Here is a 24,340-nt window from a genome sequence, read left to right as displayed (position 1 = left end):
TTATATAGATGACAAATAAGCCTTGTATGTGACAATCACGCACTATTTGCTTAGTTCAATTTCTAAAGTGTGAATGTCTTTAAGGATTCTCACTTGCAGGGTAAGCGCGCCTTTTTTAAGCTTATGCTGATTGATAGCAATAAACCCACCGCGTGGATTTTGCCCCTTTTCAAGTGTGCTTTTAGACAAATAGCTTGAAAGGATAATTGACTTCACGCGCCGACTTTCCTCAAGGCGCATACTTTGCTCAATCCTATCTCGCGCGCTAAAAAACCACGGGTCGTAGATGAAAAATCCCGGATACCCACGATAAATAAGCATAGGATATGGTGGCATACTCGGTGCAATGCCAAAAGCGTAGGGATTTTGCGGTGTGAAAATACCAAAAGATTCTATGGCTTGGGAAAAATTGAGATTTGAATTTTTCGCATCTTCGTAGCTTAGAATCTCCACCGACTTACCATTTTGACTTGCGGTAATGCTACTTAGGTCAAAAATCACGCTTTGAGATTCTATTCCTTTGAATGTATCACCCTCGCGTTCATACTCGGCATTTTTTGGTTGATGAGATTTTGGGTTTTTATCACTTTGGCTTGTGTTTTTAGAATCTAGCACACTTGCAGTGATAAAAATCACCAAAGGTTCATCACTTGCGCCTCCGATGGTTTTTTGCGCGACTTCAAAGCGCACATAAGAGGTGCTTTTTCTAGATTCCAAAACTTCTACACCATTAAAAAAAGATTGCTTGAGTGAGGGCGACTCTACCGCGCGGACATTGAATTTGACACAACCACTAATGAGAAAAACTGCACAAAAAAATGCAAATAAAATAATTTTTGTTTTCATTTAAGAAGCTCTCTGTTTTTAAAATTTTAAGCACCTAGATTCTAGCGCGAAGCAAAAATACAATAAAAAACGCACATTAAATTTGCGAATCCAAAATATCCCTGTGTTACAAATTTTCAAAATTAAATACGTGTTTAAAATCTAGCGTGAGTCGAATTTGCAAACTTTTATAGCGTGATATTTTCTATAAGCTCAATAGATTCTCCATCGCGGATAATGAGCGCATCAAGGCAGTAAGGTAAGGATATTTTACTTTTTGCAAGGTAGATTTTGAGCGTTTTTGTAAGCTTGACAATCTTTTGAGGTGTGATATTAAAAATAGGTTCAAAGCCACTGCCACTTTTTACTTCGATGAAATGTAGCACATCATTTTTGCACGCGATAATGTCAATCTCCCCATAACGTGTGTAAAAATTACGCTCTAGCACTTCAAAACCGCGCGAGCGCAAAAACTCACACGCCCTTGATTCTGCCTTTTCACCTTTTGCGCGACTCAAGGGCTAATTTCCTAAAAGTTTCTTCACGCCCCACCAGCTCAAAAGATTTAAGATTCCAAAACTTAGCACCAAAAACCCCAACATAAAACCTATGGTGAGCCCACCAACATCTGGGTAAATGATGAAAATCACCGCAAGAATAATGTTCAAAATCGCAAAAACAAGCACCCAAAGCCAACTTCCAAAGCCCGCTTTTTTGAACCAAAACACATAGCTAATGCCAAGCACCCCACGAAACATACATAAAAACGCCACGAAATACACCACACTTAAAGCTGTAAATCCTGCCCCACCACACAAAAAGAGGAAAGCAAATAAAAGATTAAAAATCCCATCGAGCAAAAACACGCCCGAACCTTCAAACTCCCTAAATGAAATGTAATACACAATAGTAAAAATCCCGCCAAAAATAAGCAAAAATGGCAACGCCACCACAAGACTTTCAAACATACTTTGTGGCATTACACAGCCACTCACGCCCGCCACAATAAGCAGGAGTGAAAAAATCACCCAACCTATACTTGCAAGAACTTTCAATTGGTCTACTCCTTAAGATTATTTAAATATATCACTTTGTTGCGTGCAACTCGTCAAAGCTTGCTTTTTGCACTTTTTTTTGTTGATTGTGCTTAAAACCCTTATCTCAAAGCATCGCAATGCACTCGATTTCTACTAGCGCATTTTTAGGCAAAGCCTTTACTGCGATGGTACTTCTAGCAGGCTTATGTGTGCCAAAAAAGCTCGCATACACTTCATTAAACACATCAAAATTGCTTATATCTGTCAAAAAAATAGTCGTTTTTAGCACTTTTTGCAGACTGCTACCGCTAGATTCCAAAATCGCTTTGAGATTTTCTAACACCTGTGTGCTTTGCGCGCGAATATCGCCATTATTCATTGTGTTTTGGGAATCTAGCGCGATTTGCCCGGAGGTAAAAATAAGTCCATTATGCACCACAGCTTGAGAGTATGGACCTATGGCTTGCGGGGCATTTGGGGTTTGAATAATATTCATTTCCTGCTCCTAAGTAATGATAAATTTTAGCCTTGTATTGTAGCAAAAGCCTTTTGCTTTTGTGGCAAAATTAGCCTATAATGCCGAGATTTTTAAGAAAAATTGCAAGCGAGGTGGCAATGGAAGAGAGCAAAAAGGCGCGTTTGTGTGTGTGGCTATTGTGCGGATTTTGCGGTGTGTTTTTAACACAAAGTGCGCTTTTGGCGGATAATTTTATCATCGACACGCAAAAAGTTAAAGAATTTGAGTTGCGCTTAAAGCCAAACCAAACATTGATGATTGATTACAAAAACAAGAAGTTTTTAGGTATTTTAGAAGCACTGCCAAATGGGAGTTTTAAGAAATTGCCAATCCCAAAAGAGTGGGATTCTGAAGATATACAGGCTGTTTTTAGGCTAAAAACTTATAGCGATTATGACACCACCACCACAAATATCGGGCAAAGCTCAATGACAACTTATGAAAAAAATAAGGATTTTCCAAACAATGAAGATTCCTTGCATTCACCAAAAAACCCCGCACAAGTAAAAACTCCCCAAATCTCTAAGCCTACGCAATCCGCGCAAATAGAATCTGAGCAAGCACAAAGAGATACTAATCCCGCCCTACAACCCGCGCAAAATAATGCAAAAATCTCAACAAATTCTAAAGATTCTAAAAAGAGCGCAGATTCTGCATTGCGAGCAAAAGATGCGACACTTTTACCAACCACCACCACGCGCCCTAAGCCAACTTCTACTAATAGGCAAAACTCACACGAATGGGATAAATCTAAGATTCCTTATGAGCAAGAAAGTCAATCTATCGAGCTGTAAATGCAGGATTTTCACATACTTATTAGCGCGCCAGATAGGCAGGGGCTGGTGTTTGAGATTGCACGGTGCTTTTTTGAGCTAGGCTTTAATATCGCGCGTCAAGATGAATTTGTGGATTTACAAAATAAGCAATTTTTTCTTCGCACACATATCCAAGCAAGGGAATCTAGCGCAGATTCTAAAGCGGAGGAGAAACTGCGCACTTCCTTAGAAAATATACTTTGTGCAAATGCACCCTGTGCGCAAGATTCCATCACGGATTCTGTTATAAAAGATTTTGGCGCGCAAGATTCTGGTGTGGAGGTTAAGATTATCCCCGCACAGCGCAAAAAATCGCTTGTGCTTTTTTGCACGAAGGAAAATCATTGCTTAGGTGATATTTTACTTCGCTATGATAGTGGCGAGCTTAATGCCAAGATTAAGGCGATTATTAGCAATCACTCTGTGCTAGAGCCTTTGGCGCGTAAATTTGATGTGCGTTTTCTGCATATTGAGCCAAGTGGCTTGAGTTTGAAAGATAAACGCGAGAATGAAATCCACATTTTAGAGGCATTGCAAGGGCTTGGCGAGATTGATTTTCTTGTGTTGGCAAAATATATGAGAATCTTAACGCCAGAATTTATCAAGCATTTTCCAAATCGTATTCTTAATATTCACCATTCTTTTTTGCCTGCATTTATCGGTGCAAATCCCTACAAGCAGGCGTATGAGCGCGGTGTGAAAATCATTGGTGCAAGCGCGCATTTTGTAACTGAAAACCTTGATGAAGGTCCAATCATCACGCAAGATACAATTGCGATAGACCACAGCTACACATGGCGCGAAATGCAACGCGCTGGCGGTGATGTGGAAAAAAGTGTGCTTGCGCGCGCCCTTAAACTCGCACTAGAAGACAGAATCTTTGTTTTTCAAAACAGGACGATTATTTTTTAAGCTCTATTTTGCTTTATTTTCGTGTGAGGTGCTTAACTGAGAGAGTAAAATTTCAAGTATTATTGGCAGTTCTTTAAAACCATCAGATTCCATAAAATGCCCGCCTTTTTCTAGTATTATGAGTTCTGCATTAAGCTTTTTTGCGAGATTTGCACTCAATACGCTTGGCACGACAACATCATCTTTAGCACACAGCACCACACGCGACTTTATGGCTTTTTGCAAGGATTCCCACTGAAGTGAGGCGCGATTTGGAGGATTTATAAAAGTATTTAATTCTGGCAGAGTTTCTAAATTTTCATAAAATCCACTCACAAGCACCACACCACCGATGTTTTGACTTTGAGTATTTAAAAGAAATTCGTTAATATAGCGCAATGTCGTAATACAGCCCAAACTATGCCCGACAAGGAAAGTGCGCTCATTCGCTACGCCGATAACCTCTTGCAAACACGCAAGCCATAAGTCTAAGTTCGGCGCGCTTGGATTTGGTAGTTTTAGAATCTCCACGCTTACAGACTCTTTTAAAGATTCTTGCAAAAGCTTGCTTTGCGTGTTTGCGCCCTCTAGTTGAGACTTCAGCCACACAAACCAATGCTTTTGTGGGTGCGCGTCATAACCGTGCGTGATAAAAATCCGTGCCATTATCTTATTTGTCCTTTAATTGGTATTGTTTGTGTGGAAGTGAATTTCACTTTGCCCACACTTTGCTAATGCACGCGTATTTTATCTCATTTTGATAACTTTAATAAAACCCACAATAACAAAAAAAATTTCAAAAGAGATTAAAAATCACGCGCTTTTACCAAAACGCTTCTCTTTTAAATCTTCATCTTTTGCAATATCTTTAAAACAACTCTTCGCTTAAGATTCTCACACCAACGGATACAAACGCATTGTTGCGATTAAAAGGCGTGTAAAAGTCATTACCATAAGTGCAATCTATCTGCAATCTATCACGCGCAAGCCAAATACGCACACCCAGCTGATAGAGCATCGGCGTCCTTGAAAGCCCTCGCGCCCTCCCCATATAATCCTCATAAAAAACCTCGCCCATAAACCACAAATGCTCATTTGCATCATATTCCATACCAACGCCTAGATTATAGAGTTGCGCGCTTTTTTGCTGTAAGTTTGTAAAAGCACTTGTATCCACAAAAGACGCAGAATCTAAGTGCAAAAACTTCGCGCCTATATTTGTATGCAAAAACAAGCGGTTATCAAGCCACGCCTTACTTATAAGCCCATAGCCATAGAGCGCGTTAGAATCTCTCAAAAAATTTTTAGTGCGTAAATTCCCCAATGCCACACCGTAGCTAAAGCCCTCCGTGTCTAAATCCATAAAAACTTTTTTTAAGGAAAACTGCATACCATCTTTGCGACTAGATTCCATAAAATCTAAAGAATCCTGCCATAGCATATTCGCACCAATGGTAATTTCTGTATCAAAAAATAAATTACACGCAGGTAATGCCCAAAACTCCGCACCTCTGCCAAACTCGCTAAATTTACTCCAAGATTCTATCTGGCAGGATTTTCGCGCCACCACACGCGAATCATCAGTGTTCATCGGACGCGCTGCAAAGAGCATTTGCACCAAAACCAAACACATAAGGACAATTCTTAACATATTTTCCTCTAAACTAATTTTTCGCACCATTATAGCTTAAAGTGATACATTAGCCACAATGCTATACAATCACATTTCTGCGCAACAATCAGGCGCAATGTCGCAGAAGCAAACAATCAAAGAAACTTAAGGAAAACTTATGCAGGAGAAATATTTAAAAAACCTTGATCTTGTTATACGCAAAATCGAGCGCGCACGCCTTGCTTTTAGCGCGCATCACATTGTCACGCTTATAGCTGTAAGCAAATATGCAAGCGCACAGGAAATAAATATGCTTTATGAATGCGGACAACGCGCCTTTGGTGAAAATAAAGTCCAAGATTTGAAAGCAAAATCTGAAAGCTTGCAGTCCTTGCCTCTGCAATGGCATATGATAGGCACTTTACAAGAGAACAAGATAAATGCGCTTATTGAGCTCTCCCCTACTCTTTTGCATTCGCTAGATTCTCTCAAACTTGCGCTTGCATTGCAAAAACGTCTAGAATCTAAGGGCAAAAAAATGCGTGCATTATTGCAACTCAACACTTCTTTTGAATCTAGCAAAAGCGGTATCGCACCAAATGAAGCAAAAGAGCTTTATCATAAAATCACAGAACAATGCCCAAATATCGCAATGGAAGGCATTATGACAATTGGCGCACACAGCAATGAACGCAAGAAAATTGAAAAAAGTTTTGTGTTTGCAAAAGAAGTATTTGATAGCTTACAGAATCTCGGTGCGCGCACACTTTCTATGGGTATGAGTGGGGATTTTGAGCTGGCTATTTTATGCGGGGCAAATATGGTGCGTATCGGCTCAAGGCTGTTTCAATAAGCCCTTGCTAAGATTTTAAGCGACAAAAATTAAAAAACATAATGATATAAAATTGAAAGTGAGTTGCTCACGCTAAAGCCTTTAAATTTTGCAGGGAAGATTCGATATGACGCTTCAAAGCGGTGAAAATTCCGCACATTAAGCGAAGCACCGGCATTGATAGAAAAATTTGCATCGTAATATTTCTTATTTATTTCATATTTGTGAGAATCTCCAATATTACGCACTTCAATGGTATTTTTATGATACAGCCAATGTCTTGAAATGCCTCCGTGCAAGCCAAAATACATTGCTGTTTTAGGGATTTTCATGTCAAACAACAAATCCAAATTGACTGAATGCAAACCAAGCATTCCTTGCTTCTCATTATTTTCATCTTGTTCTTTTGCTTCGCCACCATTTGCACTCTCACCATAAAGGCGCAATCCAAAAAAATTGCCAAAATACTTCTGATAGCCCGCGCGGAATATGATAGGCACAATGCCATAATATACCTTTTCCCCACCTACGCTACTTCTAACGCCTATACCGCCGAGACCTGCACCTAGGAAAATTCCGCTCTTGCTAAGCTCGATTGACTTAGCCTCTTCTTTTTGTGAATCTTGTAACCCTTTGTTATCAATTTGAGAAGTTATCTGCTTGTATTTCTTAAGCTCTTGCACTTGAGATTTCAGCTCTTCAATCTCTTGCAAAAGTTCCTCTTTGCTTGTATTTTTATACAGATTCTCTTTTGTAGAATCCGCAAATGCACCTACAAATGCGCCACTTAGCAAAAAACTCGCAACACTTTTTCGCATTAATGTGTGTCTTTGAGATGAGTTGGAAGGACTTTTTGCGTGAGGTTAAGATTAAATCCACTTAGCGTACTAAAGTCACTGCGCGCGCCTTGTGAGCTTTGCGATGAGTTTAGCAATCTAAATTGTTCAATCCCCATCTCACGTAGAATCTGCGCGCCAATGCCAAGCGTTTTAATATCCTCTTGCTGCATATTATCAAGGCATATAAGACACCCACCCTCTTTTTGCAACATTTCTATTCCTTGCAAAAAACCATCACGCGTTTGTTTTGAACTTTCATAAAACTCATAATCTTGCTTTATGATATGAAATTTTATAAGCGGATTTTCTAGCCCATTGCCAAAGGCATAAACAATATGCTTACGCGCAAAAGAATCCACAAAATGCAATTTTTCGCATACTTTATCAAGGAATTGTGCCTGCTCTCTTTTTTCTAAAGTAATGAGCTTTTCAAACTGCAAGCGGTAAGCGATTAAATCTGAAACATAGAGAATCTTCAAATTATGCTCTTTTGCAAATTCATTTAAATCCCCACTGCGCGCCATTGTGCCATCATTTTTCATAATCTCACAAATCACACTCACAGGCTTTAATCCCGCAAGCCTGCAAATATCCACACTTGCTTCTGTGTGTCCAGTGCGCACAAGCACACCACCTTCTTTTGCAATAAGCGGAAAAATATGCCCCGGACGCACAAAATCCCTTGACGTGCTATGCTCGGAGCATAAAAGATTGATTGTCAAATCCCTTTCATACGCAGAAATGCCTGTTTTTGCCTCTGCAGCGTCAATTGAGATAGTAAAAGCAGTTTCGTGATTTGAGCTATTGTGCTCCACCATCGGGGAAAGCTCAAGCTTTGAGGCAATCTCTTGCGTGAGTGATACGCAAATTAGCCCTCGCGCCTCTTTTGCCATAAAATTGATTTTCTCTGGTGTGCTGAAAATCCCAGCCATCACCAAATCGCCCTCATTCTCCCTGTCCTCATCGTCCATCACAATAATCATCTCGCCCGCTTTAATCGCTTGCAATGCTTCTTTCACGCGCTGTGCATACATACAAAACCCTTAAAAACAAAAAACTTTCGTGCATTATACTTAAGGATTGTGTTTTTTGAATCTTTTGTGCGCGAATTTCAATAGAATTTAAAAAACAAAATGCGAAAATTGCACGGATTTTTAAAATTTAAAAAATTATTCACAAACTTCAAATTAAGGATAAAACTTGCCTTTTCAAAAACTCACGTTTTTTGCCTGCGCTCTTGTGCTTTTATTCAGTGCTTGCTCACATAAAGATGCGATGGATAATTTCACAAATAGCTACTACAACGGAGATTTGCAAAAAGCCTATAAGCTTGCAAAAGAAAATGCAGATGGCGATGATATAGTGCTATGGGGTATGCAGGCAGGCATTGTTGGCGCACAACTCGAGAAAAAAGAAAGCTATGAGTTGCTTGATAAAAGCGAGCAGGTTTTTAGTCAATATGAAGCACAGGGCTTGCTTTCTGGCGTGTTTGATAATGTAGGCGCGGTGATTTTGAATGAAAATATCAAAACCTATCGCGGGAATATGTATGAGGGTGTTTTACTAAATTACTACAAGGCGCTTATTAGTATGCGAAATGGCGAAAATGCCTTAGCACGCGTGGAATTTAACCGCGCAAACGACAGACAACGTCGTGCAAAAGATTATTTTCAAAAAGATATTCAAAAAGCGCTAGATTCCCAGCGCGAGGAAAATAGTCAAGATTCTCATTTAAAGCAGGTTGATAGCGCACACACCGCAAGTAGCGCACAATCATATTTGGAGAACAATTATCAAAGCATAAAAACTTTTAGCGCGTATAAAAACTTTATAAATCCCGCTGTAAGTTATGTTTCCGCACTTTTCTTTCTTTTAGAATCTGATAATGCAAAAGCACTCGACTTGTATAAGCAAGCCTATGGTATAAGTAAGGCAGAAGTGATAAATCAAGATATCGCGCTATTACAAGAGCGTCAAAGGCGCGTCTTCAAGCCACACACTTGGGTGATCATTGAAGAAGGACAAAGCCCTACGAAAGAGGAATTAGAGCTTAACTTTCCGGCATATTTAGTGAGCTCAGATGTCTTGCACGTGGGGCTAGCATTGCCAAAATTAACACCCGGTCGAAGTTTTTACAATGATCTTAATATAAGCAAAGATTCAAAAAATCTTATGAAAGCCTCTCTTGTAGCGGATTTTGAAGGGGTTATTAGCAATGAGTTTAACGAGCAATTGCCTTTCATCACCACAAGAGCAGTGAGTTCAGCTGTGTTAAAAGCTGTAACACAAGCGACTTTACGCGATTACTTTGGCTATCTTGGTTCATTAGCAGGACTTGTGTATTCTGCTGCCACGACAAGCGCAGATGTACGCATTTCAAGTGTTTTACCTTACAGAATCTATGCTTTACAAGTAAAAAATGCAAAGGGAGTTTATGAGCTAAAAAATGGCTTCACCACGCTTTTGCGTTTTGAAATAGGCGAGGAATGCGGGGGAGAAAATTTGGCTTTGTGTCAGAAAAATGATAATATTTTGTATGTGAGATTGCGCGCAACGAGCTTGAGTGTGCAGATTCTGCGTGAAAACACACCTTGAGATTTAATCTAAAAACAAAAGGAGAAAAAATGAAAAAATCGCTACTTTTTGGAGCTATGGTTTTAGGCTTATCCGTGGGGTTTTTTAGCGGTTGTGGAGACCAACCTGAATATATAGACACAGCGGATTCTAAATCTTATGCAAGCATGGGGCTTGATTATCATGATATTGAATCTGTGGTGGAAAAATCCGTCTCAAGCTTGCTTGAAAGCACATATGTGCGCAGTATCAAGCAGCCAAAAGTGCTCGTAATTTCTGATATTGTCAATGACACAATGCAGACAATTGATGTCGAACAATTAAGCCGAAAAGTAACTCGAGATATGCGTAATAGCGGGAAGTTTAAGCTTTCTTTAGCACTTGCAGGCACAGGCGCGCAACAAGATAAAATGGTCGATAAAGTGCGCAGTGCCACACGCAACAATGATGAATACGATCAATACAGCACCATTGAAAAAGGGCAACTCAAAGGTGCGCAACTTTCACTTTCTGGGAAAATTTGGCAAAAAAATGTCAAGGTTGGTGGCAAACAGCGCACGGATTATTTTTTCCTTCTCACCTTGCTTGATTTAGCCACAGGTGAGGTTGTGTGGGACGATGAAGTAAATATCATCAAGCTCGGCAGCAATTCCTCGGTAAGTTGGTAGATTCTACCTCTTGCAGATTCTGAAGTTTTTAAGGATATGTTTTGAAAAATAGATTCTTTTTTCACGCACGACTTGGGTTTGCAAGTGCAATTTATGTGCTTTGTCTTTGTGCGCTTTGCGCGTGCAAAGATGCACCACCTAGTTGGTATTTTAGCGCACAAAGCGATAAAGAAAATCTCTATGGTGTGGGAAGTGGGGCAAACCTACAAAGTGCAAAAGATAGTGCGCTTAATGATATGCTTTCCACCTTGCAAGTAGAGCTAGATTCCCAAACAAGTCTTAATCAAACTTTCAACAATGGCATAGAATCTAGCAATATGTCCTTGCAAATTGAAAAGCACATTGCCAAAACCACGTTAAGCAATGTCGCCTACAAAACCGAACTTGCGGGCAAAACCTACTATGCGCGCGCGCAGATTTCAAAAGCGACTTTTATCAAACAGCTTAAAGAGGAGCAAAAAACCCTTGCAAAAGAGCTTAGCGCGCTTAATCTTATTTGCGAGGATTTGAATCTCCCTGAATTTGGCGCGCTTAATGCGAAGCTTGAAGAGGCACAGCAAACGCAAAATTACCTATATGCGCTTGGAAGCGAGGATAATTTGTCTTTGGCGCATTATGTTTCCTTGTGGCAGGCAAACGCGCCAAAACCGAAGCTCGCACTTGTGCTTGAAAATCCGAATGCCTATGGCGCAAAAGAAATGCAAAACGCATTGCAAAAAGAGCTAGTAAAATTTTATCGTCTTGATTCTAGCTCAAGCCAAAAGGCGCTTTTTAGCTTTGAGCTTTTAAGCCCCACCGCGCTTGAAGCCACGCTTAAAATCACAAACTGCAAAGGCGATACGACGCTTGTTTTGCAAATCTCTGCAAATATCCCTTCACCAAATATGGATAAACTCTCCCAACGCACTGGCGTGATTTTATACAAAAAACTGGAATCTTCTATGCAAGGACAATAAATGGCACGCAAGCTTCCTAACCAAACATCAGAATCTGCAAACAAAAACACACAGATTCCCGCAAAGACACAAACTTTCACAAACGTCCATATTCCTACAAACACGCAGATTCCCGCACAAACCCCCCGACCAATGAGCGAACGCATCTTTTGGCTTTGTGGGATTGGGTTTGCCTGTATTGTGGTTTTGGCAAACTTCAGCGTGCAATATCCTATCTTTGGCACACATCTAACTTTTGGTGCGCTCACTTATCCGCTTAGCTTTTTACTTATGAATGTTTTGAGTGAAAAATACTCCAAGCCTCAAGTATTGCGCACTTTGCGGCTAGGACTCGTGCTAGCATTTGTGCCTAGCATTTTTGCAAGTGAGTTTAGAATCGCGCTTGCAAGCGTTTGTGCATTTTGCGTCTCTCAAGTGCTTGATGTGTATGTATTTTTCTATTTAAAACAAAAGTTTCCACGCATTTGGTATCTGCGCAACAACGGCGCGACTATGCTTTCCCAGCTTATTGATACGATGATTTTTTTTCATATTGCCTTTTTTTTCATAAAGCCTGAAGTAGATATTGTGTTTATGATACTAGCGGATTATTCTATGAAAGTGATTCTCGCACTTTGCAACACGCCATTTTTCTACGCACTTGCCATCAGAGGGAAAAATCTCCTTACCCCACAATCCCATCAAAAGGAACAAAATGCCTATAAGTAATATTCTCTCGCGCCTCTTTGGCGCATTTGCGCGCGCGCAATTCCCCCGTCCAATCCAGGGCTTCATCAATCGCGTGTATGTGAAAATTTTTAAAATTGATTTGAGTCAATTTGAAGATCGCGAGTTTGAAAATCTCAACGCACTTTTTACCCGTCGTCTTAAAAATCCCCGCGCGATAGAATCTAGCCCAAACACCCTCATCGCCCCAGCAGATTCTCTCATCACAGAATCTGCGCTAAGCACGCAAGGAATGGCTTTGCAGATTAAAGGAATGAGTTATTCTATCGATGAGCTTTTAGGTGAAAAGTTAGATAAAGAATTGTATTATATAAATTTTTACCTCTCTCCGCGCGATTATCACCGCTACCACGCACCTTGTGATATGGAAATCGAGGAATTGCGCTATTTTGGCGGGGCACTGTATCCTGTGAATATGCCTGCACTCAATCGCGTGCAGAGCCTTTTTGTCAAAAATGAACGTGTGGTGGTGCGCGCAAAAATGAGCAATGGCAAAAGGTTGTATTTTGTCGCAGTGGGTGCTCTCAATGTGGGCTCGATTGTTTTTCACTGCGAGCCAAAAATCAAGACAAACGCAAAAAGAGCAAATGAAAGCTATACCTACATCACGCCTATAAAGGTACGTAAGGGCGAGGAGTTGGGAATGTTTGAAATGGGAAGCACGATTGTGCTTTTTATTGAGGATTTTATACCTTGCGTTGAACATACTCATATAAAATTCGCTCAAAACATAGGCGCATTTAGCTAGATTCTGTAATTTTTGACTTTTGATGCGCCCAAAAACCACAACCTTAAGGAATCTACAATGACAAAACCCATACAAACCGCCCCAGATTCTAAAAATCTAACAAAAGAGATTAAAAACCTCCTCAAAAACCTTGAAGCTCTGCTTGTAGCGCATTTCTACCAAAAAGACGAAGTCGTAAATCTCGCGCACTTTTGCGGTGATAGCTTGGAACTTTCACGCGTGGCATCGATGAGCGAAAAACCTCTAATTGTCTTTTGTGGCGTGGCTTTTATGGGGCAAAGCGTGAAGATCCTCGCACCTCAAAAAAGAGTTATAATGCCAAAAATGTCGTGCTGCTCAATGGCTAGAATGATAGATTGCGACTACTTTAACAAAAGCATCGAGCTTCTAAAAAGCTATGGTATAGGGAATATTTTTCCCATCACTTACATCAACTCAAATGCCGATGTGAAAGCAAAAGTCGCCAAAATGGGCGGGCTTGTCTGCACAAGTGCAAATGCAAAAAATATCTTTGATTTTGCAAAAAAACAGGGCAAGCAAATCTTTTTTCTCCCAGATAGGTGTTTGGGACAAAATCTCGCAATGATGGATAATAAAAGCTCGTGCGTGCTTGGAAGTGCGAGTGCAGAAGAAGTGAGAAAAAGCGATGTGATTTGCTATGATGGTTTTTGCTCGGTGCATCAGCTTTTTAGCGTGAGTGATATTGAATTTTACCGCCAAAAGTTTGAGGATATTAAGATTGTCGTGCATCCAGAATGCGATCCTAGTGTGGTGAAACTCGCGGATTTTGTGGGCTCGACAAGCCAGATTATCAAATATGTGCAAAGCCTGCCATTGGAACAGCGCGTGGCTGTTGGCACGGAGTTTAACCTCGTTAATCGCTTGCGCCCTAAACTCAATGGTGTCAATACGACTTTTGTGCTTTCTAGCTCAAAGCCTGAATGCCCCACGATGAATGAAACGAGTCTGCAAGATTTGCTTGACTGCCTGCGCGCATATGAAGATGGTATGCCAATTAATGAGGTGAAGCTAGATTCTGATACGCAAAAATGGGCGAAAATCGCATTAGATAGAATGCTAGAGCTTTCTATTCCTTAGATTGTATCGCCTTTGCGGAAGTAAATTCGGCTTCGCTTTGCTTCGCGTGCATATTCCACGTTTTTTGATTGATAGAATCCATAGATTCTACAACGCTGTTTGATTGATTAGAATCTATTCCTTAAAATCGTATCATCAATAGGGAATCTTCAAAAATTTAGCTTAGGTAATCTAGGAGGCTAATGCTCACAATTGGATTTTACCATCGCAAGCATTAGCAAAATTTTCTCGTGTAGCACTATTCTTGTATTTCGCCTTCAATCTCATTCTCTTTGCTTTGTTTGGGGCATTTGTTTGCATACGCGACTTTGTCATCGCCGACATTTACAATTTTCACGCCACTTGTATTGCGTCCAGCCTCGCGGATAGCCTCTGTATCCACGCGTATCATTTTGCCCGAGCTTGTTAGCACCATCAAATCCATATCCTCGTCGTTAAGACTTACGACACTTACGAGTTTGCCGGTTTTTGGCGTGAGCTTCATTGCGATGACACCTTTGCCACCACGTGATTGCAAGCGATACTCTCCCGCGCTTGTTTGCTTGCCAATACCTTGCTCGCTCACGCTTAGGAGCTTATCTGTATCCGCGCTTATGGTTGTCCCGCCAATGACAAAGTCCTGATTTGCTTTGAATCTAATACCCGTCACACCTCTGCCAGCGCGCCCAATCTCACGCACATCATCGATAGCAAAGCGAATACACATACCTTGATAGGTTGCGATAAAGAGCTCCCTAGTATCCGCATACACAATATTTGCGCTGACCAATTCATCGTTTTCATCAAGGTTTATCGCGCGGATTCCCACACTGCGGACATTGCTATACTCGCTTAGGTTGGTGCGCTTGACGATACCATTTTTAGTGAAGAATACAAGGGACTTGTCGCTGTTAAAATCTGTGGTGGTGATTGTCGCCATAATTTTTTCATCAGTTTGCAGATTGATGAGATTTACCACCGCTTTGCCAATAGCCGTCCTGCCTGCCTCTGGGATTTTATAAACTTTGAGCCAGTAGAGTTGCCCGCGATTTGTCACAAACATAATCGTATCGTGCGCATTAGCAACAAAGAAAGATTCTATAAAATCATCATCGTGTGTATTGCCACTGATTTTGCCCTTGCCTCCGCGGTTTTGCTTTTCATAGACTTTGAGTTGCACACGTTTGACATAGCCACGATGGCTCATTGTTACCACGACTTTATCATTTGGGATTAAATCCTCCACATCAATAGCATCATAATCCTCTTCAATCTGCGTTTTACGCGGTGAGCTAAACTTATCCTTAATCTCACTTAGCTCCTCTTTAATAATTTCTTTGAGCTTTTCCTCACTTCTAAGGATAGATTCTAAACGCGCGATTTCAGTTAAAAGCTCGGCATATTCATTAGCGATTTTATCACGCTCTAGCCCTGTTAAGCGTTGTAGTCGCATTTCAAGGATTGCTTTTGCTTGCAATTCTGAGAGCTTAAATTTCTCCACAAGCGCATTTTTGGCACTCTCAGAATCTGCACTCGCGCGGATAGTGGCAATCACAGCATCGATATTATCAAGCGCAATTGTCAAACCCTCCAAAATATGCGCGCGCGCCTTAGCCTTTTCTAGCTCGAAAATACAACGGCGGATAATAATACTTTTGCGATGTGCGATAAAAATATTCAACAATTCTAAGAGATTAAAAACCTTTGGCTCTTTATTATTAATCGCTAGCAAAATAATGCCAAAGGTGCTTTCCATTGTAGTAGATTTAAAAAGGTGATTTAGCACAATCTCGCTCATCGCCTCGCGCTTAAGCTCTATCACAACGCGGATTCCCTCTCTATCAGATTCATCACGCACTTCTGAAATACCCTCAATCACCTTTTCCTTCGCAAGCTCGCTGATTTGCTCGACAAGCTTTGCCTTATTCACCATATACGGCACCTCATCAATGACGATGACCTCTTTTGTTTTCATATGCTCAATATGCGTTTTTGCACGCACTTTCACACGCCCGCGCCCTGTGCGATAAGCCTCTATAATGCCTTGTTTGCCATAGATTATCCCGCCTGTTGGGAAATCTGGTCCTTTAACAATAGGTAAAATCTCATCAATCCCCGCTTCTGGAGAATCTAGCAATACAAATAACGCATCAATAATTTCATCTATCCTATGTGGCGGAATAGAAGTCGCCATACCTACGGCAATCCCGCTTGAGCCATTTACAAGCAAATTTGGGATTCTCGTAGGCAAAATAGCTGGCTCACTTAGCGTATCATCATAGTTTGGGACAAATTCAACCGTTTCTTTTTCAATATCGCGGAGCATTTCTTCACTTGCTTGCGTCATACGCGCCTCAGTGTAACGCATAGCCGCCGCACCATCACCATCAATTGAGCCAAAATTCCCCTGCCCATCGACTAGCTCTAAACGCATAGAAAAATCCTGCGCCATTCTCACAAGCGCATCATATACGGCTGTATCGCCGTGTGGGTGGTATTTACCGATAACATCACCTACGATTCTCGCACTTTTTTTATAAGGCTTGCGCGAAGTCACACCTAACTCGTGCATCGCATAGAGAATCCTACGATGCACAGGCTTTAAGCCATCTTTAGCATCAGGAAGCGCACGTCCGACAATCACACTCATCGAGTAATCAAGGTAGCTCTCCTTAATGCTATCATCAATGCGCACATCCGTGATATTTCCGTGTTCTAGTAGATTTTCCATTTAGTTCCTTTTGGTAGTAAATCGCTTGCAAATTCCGATAGACGCGTATTTTATCAAACAAAAACCTAAAGAACGCTTATATCATCTTGTAAGCGCGCTCTAGCATATCCCGCGCACCATTATCTAAAAAATGCTGTGCTAGTTTTATTCCCAGCTCTTTTGCACTTTGCTTTGGATTTACAGAATCTAACGTTTTTGCAAGTTGTGAGCGCATACTCGCACTTCCATCAGGCAAGCCGATGATCGCATCTAAATGCAGGAGTTGCACATCTTTTGATTGATCAGATTCTATAAGATTTCTAGATTCTAAACGCGCAAAAACGCCAATTGGCACCTGACAGCCACCTTCTAACACCTTGATAAACTCACGCTCTGCAACACAGCAAATACTTGTGGGCAAATCCTCCAAAGACTTAAGGTGCGTAATCAACTCTACATTATCAAGCGCGCATTCAATGCCAAGCGCGCCCTGCCCCATCGCTGGAAGCATAGATTCCAAAGGCTCGCAAAATGGTAGTTCAGATTGAATCTCTAGACGCTTGAGCGCGGCATTTGCAAGGATAATGGCATCAAAATCGCCATTTTTAAGCTTGTCTAAGCGCGTTTGCACATTTCCGCGCAAAGAAAGCGTGTCAAAATCCGCGCGATAGAGTTTGAGCTGCATTGAGCGGCGCAGGGAAGTTGTGCCAATTTTTGCATGAAAGGGGAGACTTTCAAGATTAGGATATTTCTCGCTCACAAAGCAATCACGCCAATCCTCGCGCTTTGTAATCGCCACTAAGCCAAGATTATTAGGAAACTCCACAGGCACATCTTTTAAGCTATGCACAGCTAAATCAATCCCCCCACTTAAAAGCAATTCCTCAAGCTCCTTTGTGAAAAGTCCCTTGCCACCGATTTTTGCAAGTGGTGTATCAAGAATCTTATCGCCTTGCGTTTTGACGATTTTTAGCTCACTTGCAAGCCCACATTCCTGCTCTAAACGCGCTTTTATATGCTCTGCTTGCCAAAGGGCAAGCTTACTTCCGCGCGTGCCAATAATAATTTTTTTTGCCATATTCTTTCCTTTAGGCTTTTTGCAGAGAATCCAAAATTACTTGCTCGCATTTTTCACACGCAAGAAGCTCTCTTTTCAGCCCTTCGCGTAAAATATGCTCAACCTTACCCTGTGCTAATTCCTTGCCCACGACTATTGCTTGATAGATTCCAAGCAATTCAAAATCTCTCATCTTAAAGCCAAAGCGCTCGTTTCTGTCATCTAAAAGCACATCTACACCATTTGCTAAAAGCGCGTTATACAGCGTTTGTGCAAATGCCACCTGCTCGGAATCTTTTATGTTTGAAATAATAATCACCACTTCAAACACCTTCACACCCTCACCCCACACGCAACCAAACTCATCGCTTTTCTGCTCCAAAATCGCTGGCAATAAACGCGTCACGCCAATGCCATAGCAGCCCATAATAAACGCCTCTGTCTTACCTTGTGGATTTAAAAAGGTCGCTTCCAAACTTTGGGAATATTTACGCCCAAGCTTAAAAATATGCCCCACTTCAATGCCTTTTGTATAAGCTAGCACATTTCCGCAATGCGGGCATAAATCACCACTTTGCACGCTTACAATATCTACAAATTCCGCCTCTTTTAATTCCTCAAACTCGCCTAAATCCACACCCACCAAATGATAGTCTTTTTTATTCGCACCACAAATAAGATTTTTCGCTCCCTTAAGACTCTCATCAAAAACACACTTAAAACGCGCAGTAAGCCCAAGCGCACCGATAAAACCCTCAACCAAGCCAAGCGCGCTTAAACTTGCAGAATCTAGCTCCAAAAAATCAAGATAACGTCTTGTTGGCATCATTTTATTAAGCGCATTAAGTGCTTTTGTCTCCTCTAAAAAATCATCACCTCGCATAAAATACAGCACGATTTCATCGCTTTGCCCCTCATTTTGCACTTTATTATTTTCACCAATTTCTTCATAGCGCACCTTTTTAGCAACGCATTTCATCGTGTAGAAAGGGTGGATTTTAAAAAACTCACAAAGAGATTCTATACTTTTTACATCTGGTGTGAAAAACTCGCTAAATCCAGCTTGTGGGGCATCTATTGGGAATCTAGATTCTAAAGCACGCAAGGATTTTTGAGCGTTTAACAACTCATCAAGCGTGCTTTGTGTTTCTAAATTTTCAAGCGCTTCTTTTTGGCGCGGTGTGCTTTTTGGCTTGCGCGTTGCAGCCTCGATATTTGCGGCATATTGACATTCTTTGCAAACCACAAGCGTATCTTCACCGCTAGGACTTAGCACCATAAATTCCTTACTGCCACTTCCACCAATCGCACCAGAATCCGCCTCCACGACTTTATACTCCAGCCCCAAACGCTCCAAAATCGCCCTATACGCGCGTTCCATATTTGCAAACTCTCTATCCAAATCCTCAAAATTCGCATGAAAGCTATACGCGTCTTTCATAATAAATTCCCTCGCACGCAAAAGCCCAAAGCGCGGACGCGCCTCATCGCGGAATTTTGTATGAATCTGATAGAGATTGAGCGGAAGTTGCTTGTAGCTTTTTACAAAGGCTTTGGCAAGGGAAGTTATCATCTCTTCGTGCGTAGGTCCTAGCACAAAGTCATTTTCCTTCCTATCCTTAAAGCGCAGCAATTCCTTGCCATATTGCTCAAATCTCCCACTCGTGCGCCAAAGCTCCGCAGGCGTGACAAAGCCCAAAAGCACTTCTTGTGCGCCGGCTTTATCCATCTCCTCTTTAATAATCGCGCGCACAGAATCTAGCACCTTTTTCCCTAATGGCAAAAAGTTATAGATTCCGCTTCCTACCTGCTGGATATAGCCCGCGCGCAATAAATAAATATGGCTTTTTAGCTGTGCGTCTTTTGGGCTTTCTTTAAGACTCACTACAAACATCTTTGAAAATAGCATTTTTTCTCCTTTATTTCTCTTTTATGTATTTTTCTTGCGCGCTTTCTTGTGGATTCTTGCGTTTAGAATCCACAAAATACTCCTCGCATTTATATTTATTAAGCAAAACAATATCATCTGCAATGTCAAAAATATTTTTCGCTGCTTCTAAAATGGGGTCGGCATTAATACTCTCCCCTGCTTCCTTAAGGCGCATTGTAGGCTTATGCAAAAAGGTATTAAACGCACCATGTAGGATTTTTTCAACGCTTTGCCTATATTCTTTAGGTAAAAAGCCTTTTTTGACTGCGCGCTCTAATTCCTTCAAGCTAGAATCTTTAGCCAGTGCGCGAATATGCTTGATTATTGGCTCTGCGCCTAGACTTTGAAGCCATTTAAAAAACTCCTGCACAAACTCTTCAACGATTTTCTGCCCCTCTTTTGCGCGTGATTCCCTCTGGACTTTATTTTTTGAGATGATTTCTTGCAAATCATCAACGCAATAAATCTGCAGATTCTCACATTCCACGCTTTCAATGTCCCGTGGCACGGCGAGGTCAAACCAAATGCGCTTTTTGTCGCTTTTTTGTATCATCTCCCTATCTACCACGATATGCGGCGCGCCTGTGGCAGACAGGAAAATATCGCATTCATTAAGCGCGTCTTTTAGGTAGCTAAAGGGCCTTACTTCTAGGCTAGATTGCGTTTTTAATGTGGCTTGAAGTTCTTGCAGTGTTTGGGTTGCTTTTTGCATATTGCGATTAAGCAAAATCACGCGCAAGCGGTATTTGCAAAGGTGCTTTAGCGCTAAGATTCCCATTTCTCCCGCGCCTAAAATCGCCACTTGCTTAGAATCTAAACTCTCTCCTTGCTCTAATAATCGCTCTTGTAGCATCGCCACTGCTGCACCTGCGACTGAAGTATGACTAGAAGAAATATCAATACTATTGCGCACCTTCGCCGCGCATTTAAAGGCGTGGTGCATAATGCGCATCATATCCTTAGCGCAAAACATATGCTCATATGCGAGGCGATAGGCGTCTTTGAGCTGTCCTGTGATTTGTGTCTCGCCAATCACAAGGCTATCAAGACTAGAAGCCACGCTAAAAATATGATACACCGCGTATTGATTAAATCGCACGAAAGAATGCTTTTTCAAAAGCGCGAGTGGGACTTTTTTATAAGATTCTAAAATCGTGTAAAATTCCTCCTGCGCCTTTTTGCCATCACTCACACTTGCATAAAAATCAATTCTATTGCAAGTTGAAAGCAACAACGCTTCTTTTATGGATTCGCCCGCGCACACTTTGTGCAAAAACGCAATAATCTCATCATTCTCAAATGCCAGCTTTTCACGCAAGGAGAGATCCATCACCTTATGTGAAAAGCTAATTGCCATATATTCTTGCATTAAAATTCCCTCTCAATCATACTTTTAGCAAGCGATTCTAAAGTTGGATTATTTTTATCCTTGATAGAATCTAGCGCTTTTTGGGCGTAGGATTTTGCTAGCGCAATACTGTCTTTTATGCACTCATAGCGCGCGAAATTTTCCTTAAGCCACGCAATTTGCGCAGAATCTAGCTCTTTTCTAAAAAGCCCCAAAAGTTCTTTTTTGACAGAATCTGGCGCGCGAGAAAAAAGATAAATAAAAGGCAGTGTGCTTTTGCCTTCGCTAAAATCACTCATAGAGGGCTTTCCCAAAACTTCCGCGCTTTGTGTCGCATCTAAAACATCATCAATGATTTGAAACGCAATGCCTAGATTGCGTCCATATTCCTTAAATTGCGTGCATTCTTTTTGCGTCAATCCTGCCAAAAGTGCCGCACACTCCGCACTCGCAGCAATGAGCCACGCAGTTTTATACTCACACATTTGCAAATAACGCGCAAGATTCTCATTAAAATTCTGCGCCATAAAAACATCTTCAATCTCACCAATAGAAAGTCTCACGACAGATTCTGAAAGGCTTTGCGCAATTTGGGGCTGAAATTTACTAAGCTCATAAAAAGCCTTCGCATACAGCACATCGCCAAGCATAATGGCATTTTTATTACCAAAACGCGCGTTGAGTGAAAGCTTTGCGCGCCTTGTGGTGGCATTATCAATCACATCATCGTGCAGAAGCGAAGCACTTTGTATAAGCTCGATAATCGCACAAAGTGTGATAGCAGATTCTAAGATTTGCTTGCTAGATTTGCTAGATTCATAGCCATAGCTTTGTCCCACGCGCGCAGAATCTAACTTTTCTAAAATCGCAAATACAAGCTTTGAGCGCAACATTTTACCACTTTGCAAATGCGAAAAAAGCTCGTTTATAATGTCATTTTCACACGCGCCTATCATCGCTTGCATTGTTTGTGTGATTTTCTCTTTTGCTTGCATAAAGTCCATTCAACCCGCCCTTATTGTGAGATTTTTAGAGTTTGCCATTCTTTAAAGATTTTCTTGTTCCACATTCGCGCCCACGCCCTCAATCAAAAGTCGCAAATGTGCCTTTTGCTCGCTAAAATCTTTAAAAAAGATATGAAGCATAGGTTTTGGATTATCCCCAAGTGGGAGGGTGAAATCCGCACGCTGATAGTCGGTGTAAAGGATTGTTTGATAATTAAAGCCGTCATAATGCACATGTATCACAAGCCCATAGTTTTTATACAGCGTCCAGCGCAAGACTAAGGACTTACGGATGGAATCTAGCGCAATTTGCGCGCGATAATTTTGCTCTTTTTGCAAATACAAATCCTTGCTCCAAGTAAATTGTGGCGCGCTAGCTAAAAGTAATTCTTGCGCGCAAAGCACAAAAAAAATCCACTTGAAAATCTGCCATTTTTGCCATTTTTTACACGTTTCTCCCAAATATTCCAAATCTCGCATAGGATCTATTCATAATTCCCTAAAATTTTTCCCATAGATTCAATAGCAAGACTCTCTTTCATCGCGTGCAAGTGCTCTTTTTGCTCCTCATTCAAAGAACAAATAAAATACTCTAATTCCTTAGAATCCATACCCTTTTGCTCCAAAAAAAGCTCAATAATACTTAAAAGCTCAATAATGCGCTCAAGCTCCGCACCTACAAGCGTTGGCGAAGCATTCAAAATAACTTCTTTCCATTTTTCAAGCGGGGGCTTACCAAAAAGCTCTAAATCCTCTAAATCCATTTTTTATCCTCATCTTAAAATTTTTACAATTGCTTGAGGTTTTTTAGACGCTCAAGCACTGCCATTTGGTGAGATTGCAAACCCTCGATATGCGCTAGATTCGCGCAAGATTCTCCAAGCTCTAGCATTGCTTGCTTGCTAAAAGAGATGATGGAACTTTTTTTCATAAAATGCTCCACTCCTAACGGGGAAAAAAAGCGCGCACTGCCACCTGTGGGCAATGTGTGATTGGGTCCTGCGAGATAATCGCCTATGGGCTCGCTTGCATATTCTCCCAAAAAAATAGCCCCGGCATTTTTTATCTTTGGCAAAAGCGAAAATGGCTCAGGGGTGAGAATCTCCAAATGCTCGGGCGCGATTTCATTCATTAACTCAATGCTTTGTTCCAAATCTTTTGTATGGATAAAGACGCTACGATTTTGCATACTTTTTTGCGTGATTTCCTTGCGTGAAAGCGTTGGTAAAATCTGCGTGATTTCTGCGCGTACAGATTCTATCAACGCCAAATCATCGCTTAGTAAAATCGCGCTTGCCAGCTCATCGTGCTCAGCTTGGGAAAGCAAATCCCACGCGATATAGCGCGCGTTTGCACCCTTTTGTGCAATGACACCTATTTCGCTTGGACCCGCAATCATATCAATGTTTACATCGCCAAACACAAGCTTTTTAGCCGTAGCCACATAGATATTTCCCGGACCGGTGATGACATCAACACCTTTTATATTATGTGCCAAATCCCCATACGCCATAAATCCCACAGCGCTTGCCCCACCGACTTTATACACTTTTTTAATCCCGCAAAGATGCAGTGCGCATAAAAGCAACTCATTTGGCTGATTATGCGGTGTTGGTGTGCAAACGACAATTTCTTCAACACCCGCCACAATCGCAGGAATCGCATTCATCAAAAGCGAACTAGGATAAGCCGCCTTGCCTCCGGGGATATACAACCCTGCGCGCTGCATTGGGGTTAGTTTTTGCCCCAAAATATTGCCATTTTGCTCAATATCAATCCAAGTTTTTTCTTTTTGCTTTTCGTGAAAAGCGTAGATTCTATCAAACGCGCTATGCAGGGCAGTTTTAGTATCCTTATCAAGTACATCATAGGCTTTTTTGCAAAGCTCACTAGGAATTAGCAAATCCTCTAAATTCTTTGGATTCCACCCATCAAATGCACTCACATGGCGCAAAAGCGCATTTACGCCCTCATCTTTAATCTCATCTAAAAGTGCTTGCACTTTCACACTCACTTCTTTAATATCCATCTTACCGCGCGCGAGAATCTCCTTAAACGCGCACTCAAAGCCACTATCTTGCGTGTGTAAAATTGGCGTAAGATTTTTCATTGCTTGCCTTAAAAAAATTGAAGTTTCTTAAAAAAACACCCATTATAGCAAAACATTCCTACAA

Annotated in this window: 25 protein-coding genes; 9 read left to right on the top strand and 16 right to left on the bottom strand. The window is 41.2% G+C overall.

Annotated elements, in window-relative coordinates; genetic code table 11:
- Positions 1-42: 42 nt before the first annotated feature.
- From A3217_RS03595 to A3217_RS03580, 4 genes are all read right to left on the bottom strand, one after another.
- Entirely contained in the window at positions 43-846 is an 804-nt protein-coding gene (locus tag A3217_RS03595) for a hypothetical protein (protein ID WP_066388054.1), read from the bottom strand.
- A gap of 167 nt (positions 847-1,013) precedes the next feature.
- Positions 1,014-1,343 (bottom strand): YraN family protein, encoded by a 330-nt coding sequence (locus A3217_RS03590; protein WP_066388051.1) that lies wholly within the window; start codon positions 1,341-1,343, stop codon positions 1,014-1,016.
- Positions 1,344-1,346: 3 nt separating this feature from the next.
- Complete coding sequence (locus tag A3217_RS03585) at positions 1,347-1,880, bottom strand: HdeD family acid-resistance protein (RefSeq protein ID WP_066388049.1); 534 nt, start codon at positions 1,878-1,880, stop codon at positions 1,347-1,349.
- A 106-nt stretch (positions 1,881-1,986) separates the two neighbouring features.
- Complete coding sequence (locus A3217_RS03580) at positions 1,987-2,358, bottom strand: RidA family protein (protein WP_066388043.1); 372 nt, start codon at positions 2,356-2,358, stop codon at positions 1,987-1,989.
- An 80-nt stretch (positions 2,359-2,438) separates the two neighbouring features.
- Between A3217_RS03580 and A3217_RS03575 the strand changes: the two genes are divergently transcribed.
- Positions 2,439-3,173: a hypothetical protein gene (locus tag A3217_RS03575; RefSeq protein ID WP_066388040.1), complete on the top strand. Its 735-nt coding sequence runs from the start codon at positions 2,439-2,441 to the stop codon at positions 3,171-3,173.
- A complete protein-coding gene (gene purU / locus A3217_RS03570) occupies positions 3,174-4,106 on the top strand; it encodes a formyltetrahydrofolate deformylase (RefSeq protein WP_066388038.1) in 933 nt (310 codons plus the stop codon).
- Between the two features lie 3 nt (positions 4,107-4,109).
- Here the strand turns inward: purU and A3217_RS03565 are convergent, their stop codons facing one another.
- Positions 4,110-4,751, bottom strand: coding sequence for an RBBP9/YdeN family alpha/beta hydrolase (locus A3217_RS03565; protein WP_066388036.1), 642 nt, complete (start codon positions 4,749-4,751; stop codon positions 4,110-4,112).
- A gap of 202 nt (positions 4,752-4,953) precedes the next feature.
- Positions 4,954-5,736, bottom strand: coding sequence for a hypothetical protein (locus A3217_RS03560; RefSeq protein WP_156471839.1), 783 nt, complete (start codon positions 5,734-5,736; stop codon positions 4,954-4,956).
- 139 nt (positions 5,737-5,875) lie between these two features.
- Between A3217_RS03560 and A3217_RS03555 the strand changes: the two genes are divergently transcribed.
- A complete protein-coding gene (locus A3217_RS03555) occupies positions 5,876-6,550 on the top strand; it encodes a YggS family pyridoxal phosphate-dependent enzyme (protein WP_066388022.1) in 675 nt (224 codons plus the stop codon).
- Positions 6,551-6,579: 29 nt separating this feature from the next.
- On the opposite strand, the gene A3217_RS03550 is transcribed toward A3217_RS03555, so the two are convergent.
- Positions 6,580-7,347 (bottom strand): outer membrane beta-barrel protein, encoded by a 768-nt coding sequence (locus tag A3217_RS03550; RefSeq protein ID WP_066388021.1) that lies wholly within the window; start codon positions 7,345-7,347, stop codon positions 6,580-6,582.
- Complete coding sequence (locus A3217_RS03545; protein ID WP_066388020.1) at positions 7,347-8,402, bottom strand: bifunctional 3,4-dihydroxy-2-butanone 4-phosphate synthase/GTP cyclohydrolase II; 1,056 nt, start codon at positions 8,400-8,402, stop codon at positions 7,347-7,349. Before A3217_RS03545 ends, A3217_RS03550 begins: the two co-directional genes overlap by 1 nt.
- Before the next feature lie 166 nt (positions 8,403-8,568).
- On the opposite strand from A3217_RS03545, the gene A3217_RS03540 reads away from it, so the two are divergent.
- Genes A3217_RS03540 through nadA form a run of 6 tightly spaced genes read left to right on the top strand, consistent with a single transcriptional unit; the run spans position 8,569 to position 14,138 of the window.
- Positions 8,569-9,963 carry a COG3014 family protein gene (locus tag A3217_RS03540; protein WP_066388018.1) on the top strand — a complete coding sequence of 465 codons (1,395 nt, stop codon included), beginning with the start codon at positions 8,569-8,571 and terminating at the stop codon, positions 9,961-9,963.
- 29 nt (positions 9,964-9,992) lie between these two features.
- A complete protein-coding gene (lpoB, locus tag A3217_RS03535) occupies positions 9,993-10,610 on the top strand; it encodes a penicillin-binding protein activator LpoB (protein WP_066388015.1) in 618 nt (205 codons plus the stop codon).
- Positions 10,611-10,651: 41 nt separating this feature from the next.
- Positions 10,652-11,566, top strand: coding sequence for an LPP20 family lipoprotein (locus A3217_RS03530; protein ID WP_066388013.1), 915 nt, complete (start codon positions 10,652-10,654; stop codon positions 11,564-11,566).
- Positions 11,567-12,274 (top strand): queuosine precursor transporter, encoded by a 708-nt coding sequence (locus tag A3217_RS03525; RefSeq protein WP_335339533.1) that lies wholly within the window; start codon positions 11,567-11,569, stop codon positions 12,272-12,274. It begins immediately after the preceding gene.
- Positions 12,261-13,040: a phosphatidylserine decarboxylase gene (locus tag A3217_RS03520; RefSeq protein WP_066388004.1), complete on the top strand. Its 780-nt coding sequence runs from the start codon at positions 12,261-12,263 to the stop codon at positions 13,038-13,040. Before A3217_RS03525 ends, A3217_RS03520 begins: the two co-directional genes overlap by 14 nt.
- 57 nt (positions 13,041-13,097) lie before the next feature.
- Entirely contained in the window at positions 13,098-14,138 is a 1,041-nt protein-coding gene (gene nadA / locus A3217_RS03515) for a quinolinate synthase NadA (RefSeq protein WP_066388001.1), read from the top strand.
- A gap of 238 nt (positions 14,139-14,376) precedes the next feature.
- On the opposite strand, the gene gyrA is transcribed toward nadA, so the two are convergent.
- The 8 genes from gyrA to hisD all read right to left on the bottom strand — a co-directional run bounded on the left by gyrA (position 14,377) and on the right by hisD (position 24,276).
- Positions 14,377-16,848 carry a DNA topoisomerase (ATP-hydrolyzing) subunit A gene (gyrA, locus tag A3217_RS03510; RefSeq protein WP_066387998.1) on the bottom strand — a complete coding sequence of 824 codons (2,472 nt, stop codon included), beginning with the start codon at positions 16,846-16,848 and terminating at the stop codon, positions 14,377-14,379.
- A 76-nt stretch (positions 16,849-16,924) separates the two neighbouring features.
- A complete protein-coding gene (gene hemC, locus A3217_RS03505) occupies positions 16,925-17,905 on the bottom strand; it encodes a hydroxymethylbilane synthase (protein ID WP_066387995.1) in 981 nt (326 codons plus the stop codon).
- Positions 17,906-17,915: 10 nt separating this feature from the next.
- On the bottom strand, positions 17,916-19,793 hold the full coding sequence (locus tag A3217_RS03500) for a proline--tRNA ligase (protein ID WP_066387992.1): 1,878 nt from the start codon (positions 19,791-19,793) through the stop codon (positions 17,916-17,918).
- A gap of 10 nt (positions 19,794-19,803) precedes the next feature.
- Complete coding sequence (hemA, locus tag A3217_RS03495; protein WP_082807862.1) at positions 19,804-21,183, bottom strand: glutamyl-tRNA reductase; 1,380 nt, start codon at positions 21,181-21,183, stop codon at positions 19,804-19,806.
- Positions 21,183-22,157, bottom strand: coding sequence for a polyprenyl synthetase family protein (locus A3217_RS03490; protein ID WP_082807955.1), 975 nt, complete (start codon positions 22,155-22,157; stop codon positions 21,183-21,185). Before A3217_RS03490 ends, hemA begins: the two co-directional genes overlap by 1 nt.
- Before the next feature lie 51 nt (positions 22,158-22,208).
- Entirely contained in the window at positions 22,209-22,646 is a 438-nt protein-coding gene (locus A3217_RS03485; protein WP_156471838.1) for a hypothetical protein, read from the bottom strand.
- Positions 22,647-22,651: 5 nt separating this feature from the next.
- Entirely contained in the window at positions 22,652-22,930 is a 279-nt protein-coding gene (locus A3217_RS03480; RefSeq protein WP_066387991.1) for a DUF2018 family protein, read from the bottom strand.
- Between the two features lie 23 nt (positions 22,931-22,953).
- Positions 22,954-24,276 carry a histidinol dehydrogenase gene (hisD, locus tag A3217_RS03475; RefSeq protein ID WP_066387983.1) on the bottom strand — a complete coding sequence of 441 codons (1,323 nt, stop codon included), beginning with the start codon at positions 24,274-24,276 and terminating at the stop codon, positions 22,954-22,956.
- Positions 24,277-24,340 lie beyond the last annotated feature (64 nt).

Source organism: Helicobacter himalayensis (genome assembly GCF_001602095.1).
Lineage (GTDB): Bacteria > Campylobacterota > Campylobacteria > Campylobacterales > Helicobacteraceae > Helicobacter_F > Helicobacter_F himalayensis.
This window is presented reverse-complemented; position numbering and strand designations above follow the sequence as displayed.

Bases quoted from the DNA above. Each gene is read 5' to 3' on its own strand.
- A3217_RS03595 (WP_066388054.1), bottom strand. From the start codon at position 846: ATGAAAACAAAAATTATTTTATTTGCATTTTTTTGTGCAGTTTTTCTC.
- A3217_RS03580 (WP_066388043.1), bottom strand. From the start codon at position 2,358: ATGAATATTATTCAAACCCCAAATGCCCCGCAAGCCATAGGTCCATAC.
- A3217_RS03575 (WP_066388040.1), top strand. From the start codon at position 2,439: ATGCCGAGATTTTTAAGAAAAATTGCAAGCGAGGTGGCAATGGAAGAG.
- purU (WP_066388038.1), top strand. From the start codon at position 3,174: ATGCAGGATTTTCACATACTTATTAGCGCGCCAGATAGGCAGGGGCTG.
- A3217_RS03565 (WP_066388036.1), bottom strand. From the start codon at position 4,751: ATGGCACGGATTTTTATCACGCACGGTTATGACGCGCACCCACAAAAG.
- A3217_RS03560 (WP_156471839.1), bottom strand. From the start codon at position 5,736: ATGTTAAGAATTGTCCTTATGTGTTTGGTTTTGGTGCAAATGCTCTTT.
- A3217_RS03555 (WP_066388022.1), top strand. From the start codon at position 5,876: ATGCAGGAGAAATATTTAAAAAACCTTGATCTTGTTATACGCAAAATC.
- A3217_RS03550 (WP_066388021.1), bottom strand. From the start codon at position 7,347: ATGCGAAAAAGTGTTGCGAGTTTTTTGCTAAGTGGCGCATTTGTAGGT.
- A3217_RS03545 (WP_066388020.1), bottom strand. From the start codon at position 8,402: ATGTATGCACAGCGCGTGAAAGAAGCATTGCAAGCGATTAAAGCGGGC.
- lpoB (WP_066388015.1), top strand. From the start codon at position 9,993: ATGAAAAAATCGCTACTTTTTGGAGCTATGGTTTTAGGCTTATCCGTG.
- A3217_RS03525 (WP_335339533.1), top strand. From the start codon at position 11,567: ATGGCACGCAAGCTTCCTAACCAAACATCAGAATCTGCAAACAAAAAC.
- A3217_RS03520 (WP_066388004.1), top strand. From the start codon at position 12,261: ATGCCTATAAGTAATATTCTCTCGCGCCTCTTTGGCGCATTTGCGCGC.
- nadA (WP_066388001.1), top strand. From the start codon at position 13,098: ATGACAAAACCCATACAAACCGCCCCAGATTCTAAAAATCTAACAAAA.
- gyrA (WP_066387998.1), bottom strand. From the start codon at position 16,848: ATGGAAAATCTACTAGAACACGGAAATATCACGGATGTGCGCATTGAT.
- hemC (WP_066387995.1), bottom strand. From the start codon at position 17,905: ATGGCAAAAAAAATTATTATTGGCACGCGCGGAAGTAAGCTTGCCCTT.
- A3217_RS03500 (WP_066387992.1), bottom strand. From the start codon at position 19,793: ATGCTATTTTCAAAGATGTTTGTAGTGAGTCTTAAAGAAAGCCCAAAA.
- hemA (WP_082807862.1), bottom strand. From the start codon at position 21,183: ATGCAAGAATATATGGCAATTAGCTTTTCACATAAGGTGATGGATCTC.
- A3217_RS03490 (WP_082807955.1), bottom strand. From the start codon at position 22,157: ATGCAAGCAAAAGAGAAAATCACACAAACAATGCAAGCGATGATAGGC.
- A3217_RS03485 (WP_156471838.1), bottom strand. From the start codon at position 22,646: ATGCGAGATTTGGAATATTTGGGAGAAACGTGTAAAAAATGGCAAAAA.
- A3217_RS03480 (WP_066387991.1), bottom strand. From the start codon at position 22,930: ATGGATTTAGAGGATTTAGAGCTTTTTGGTAAGCCCCCGCTTGAAAAA.
- hisD (WP_066387983.1), bottom strand. From the start codon at position 24,276: ATGAAAAATCTTACGCCAATTTTACACACGCAAGATAGTGGCTTTGAG.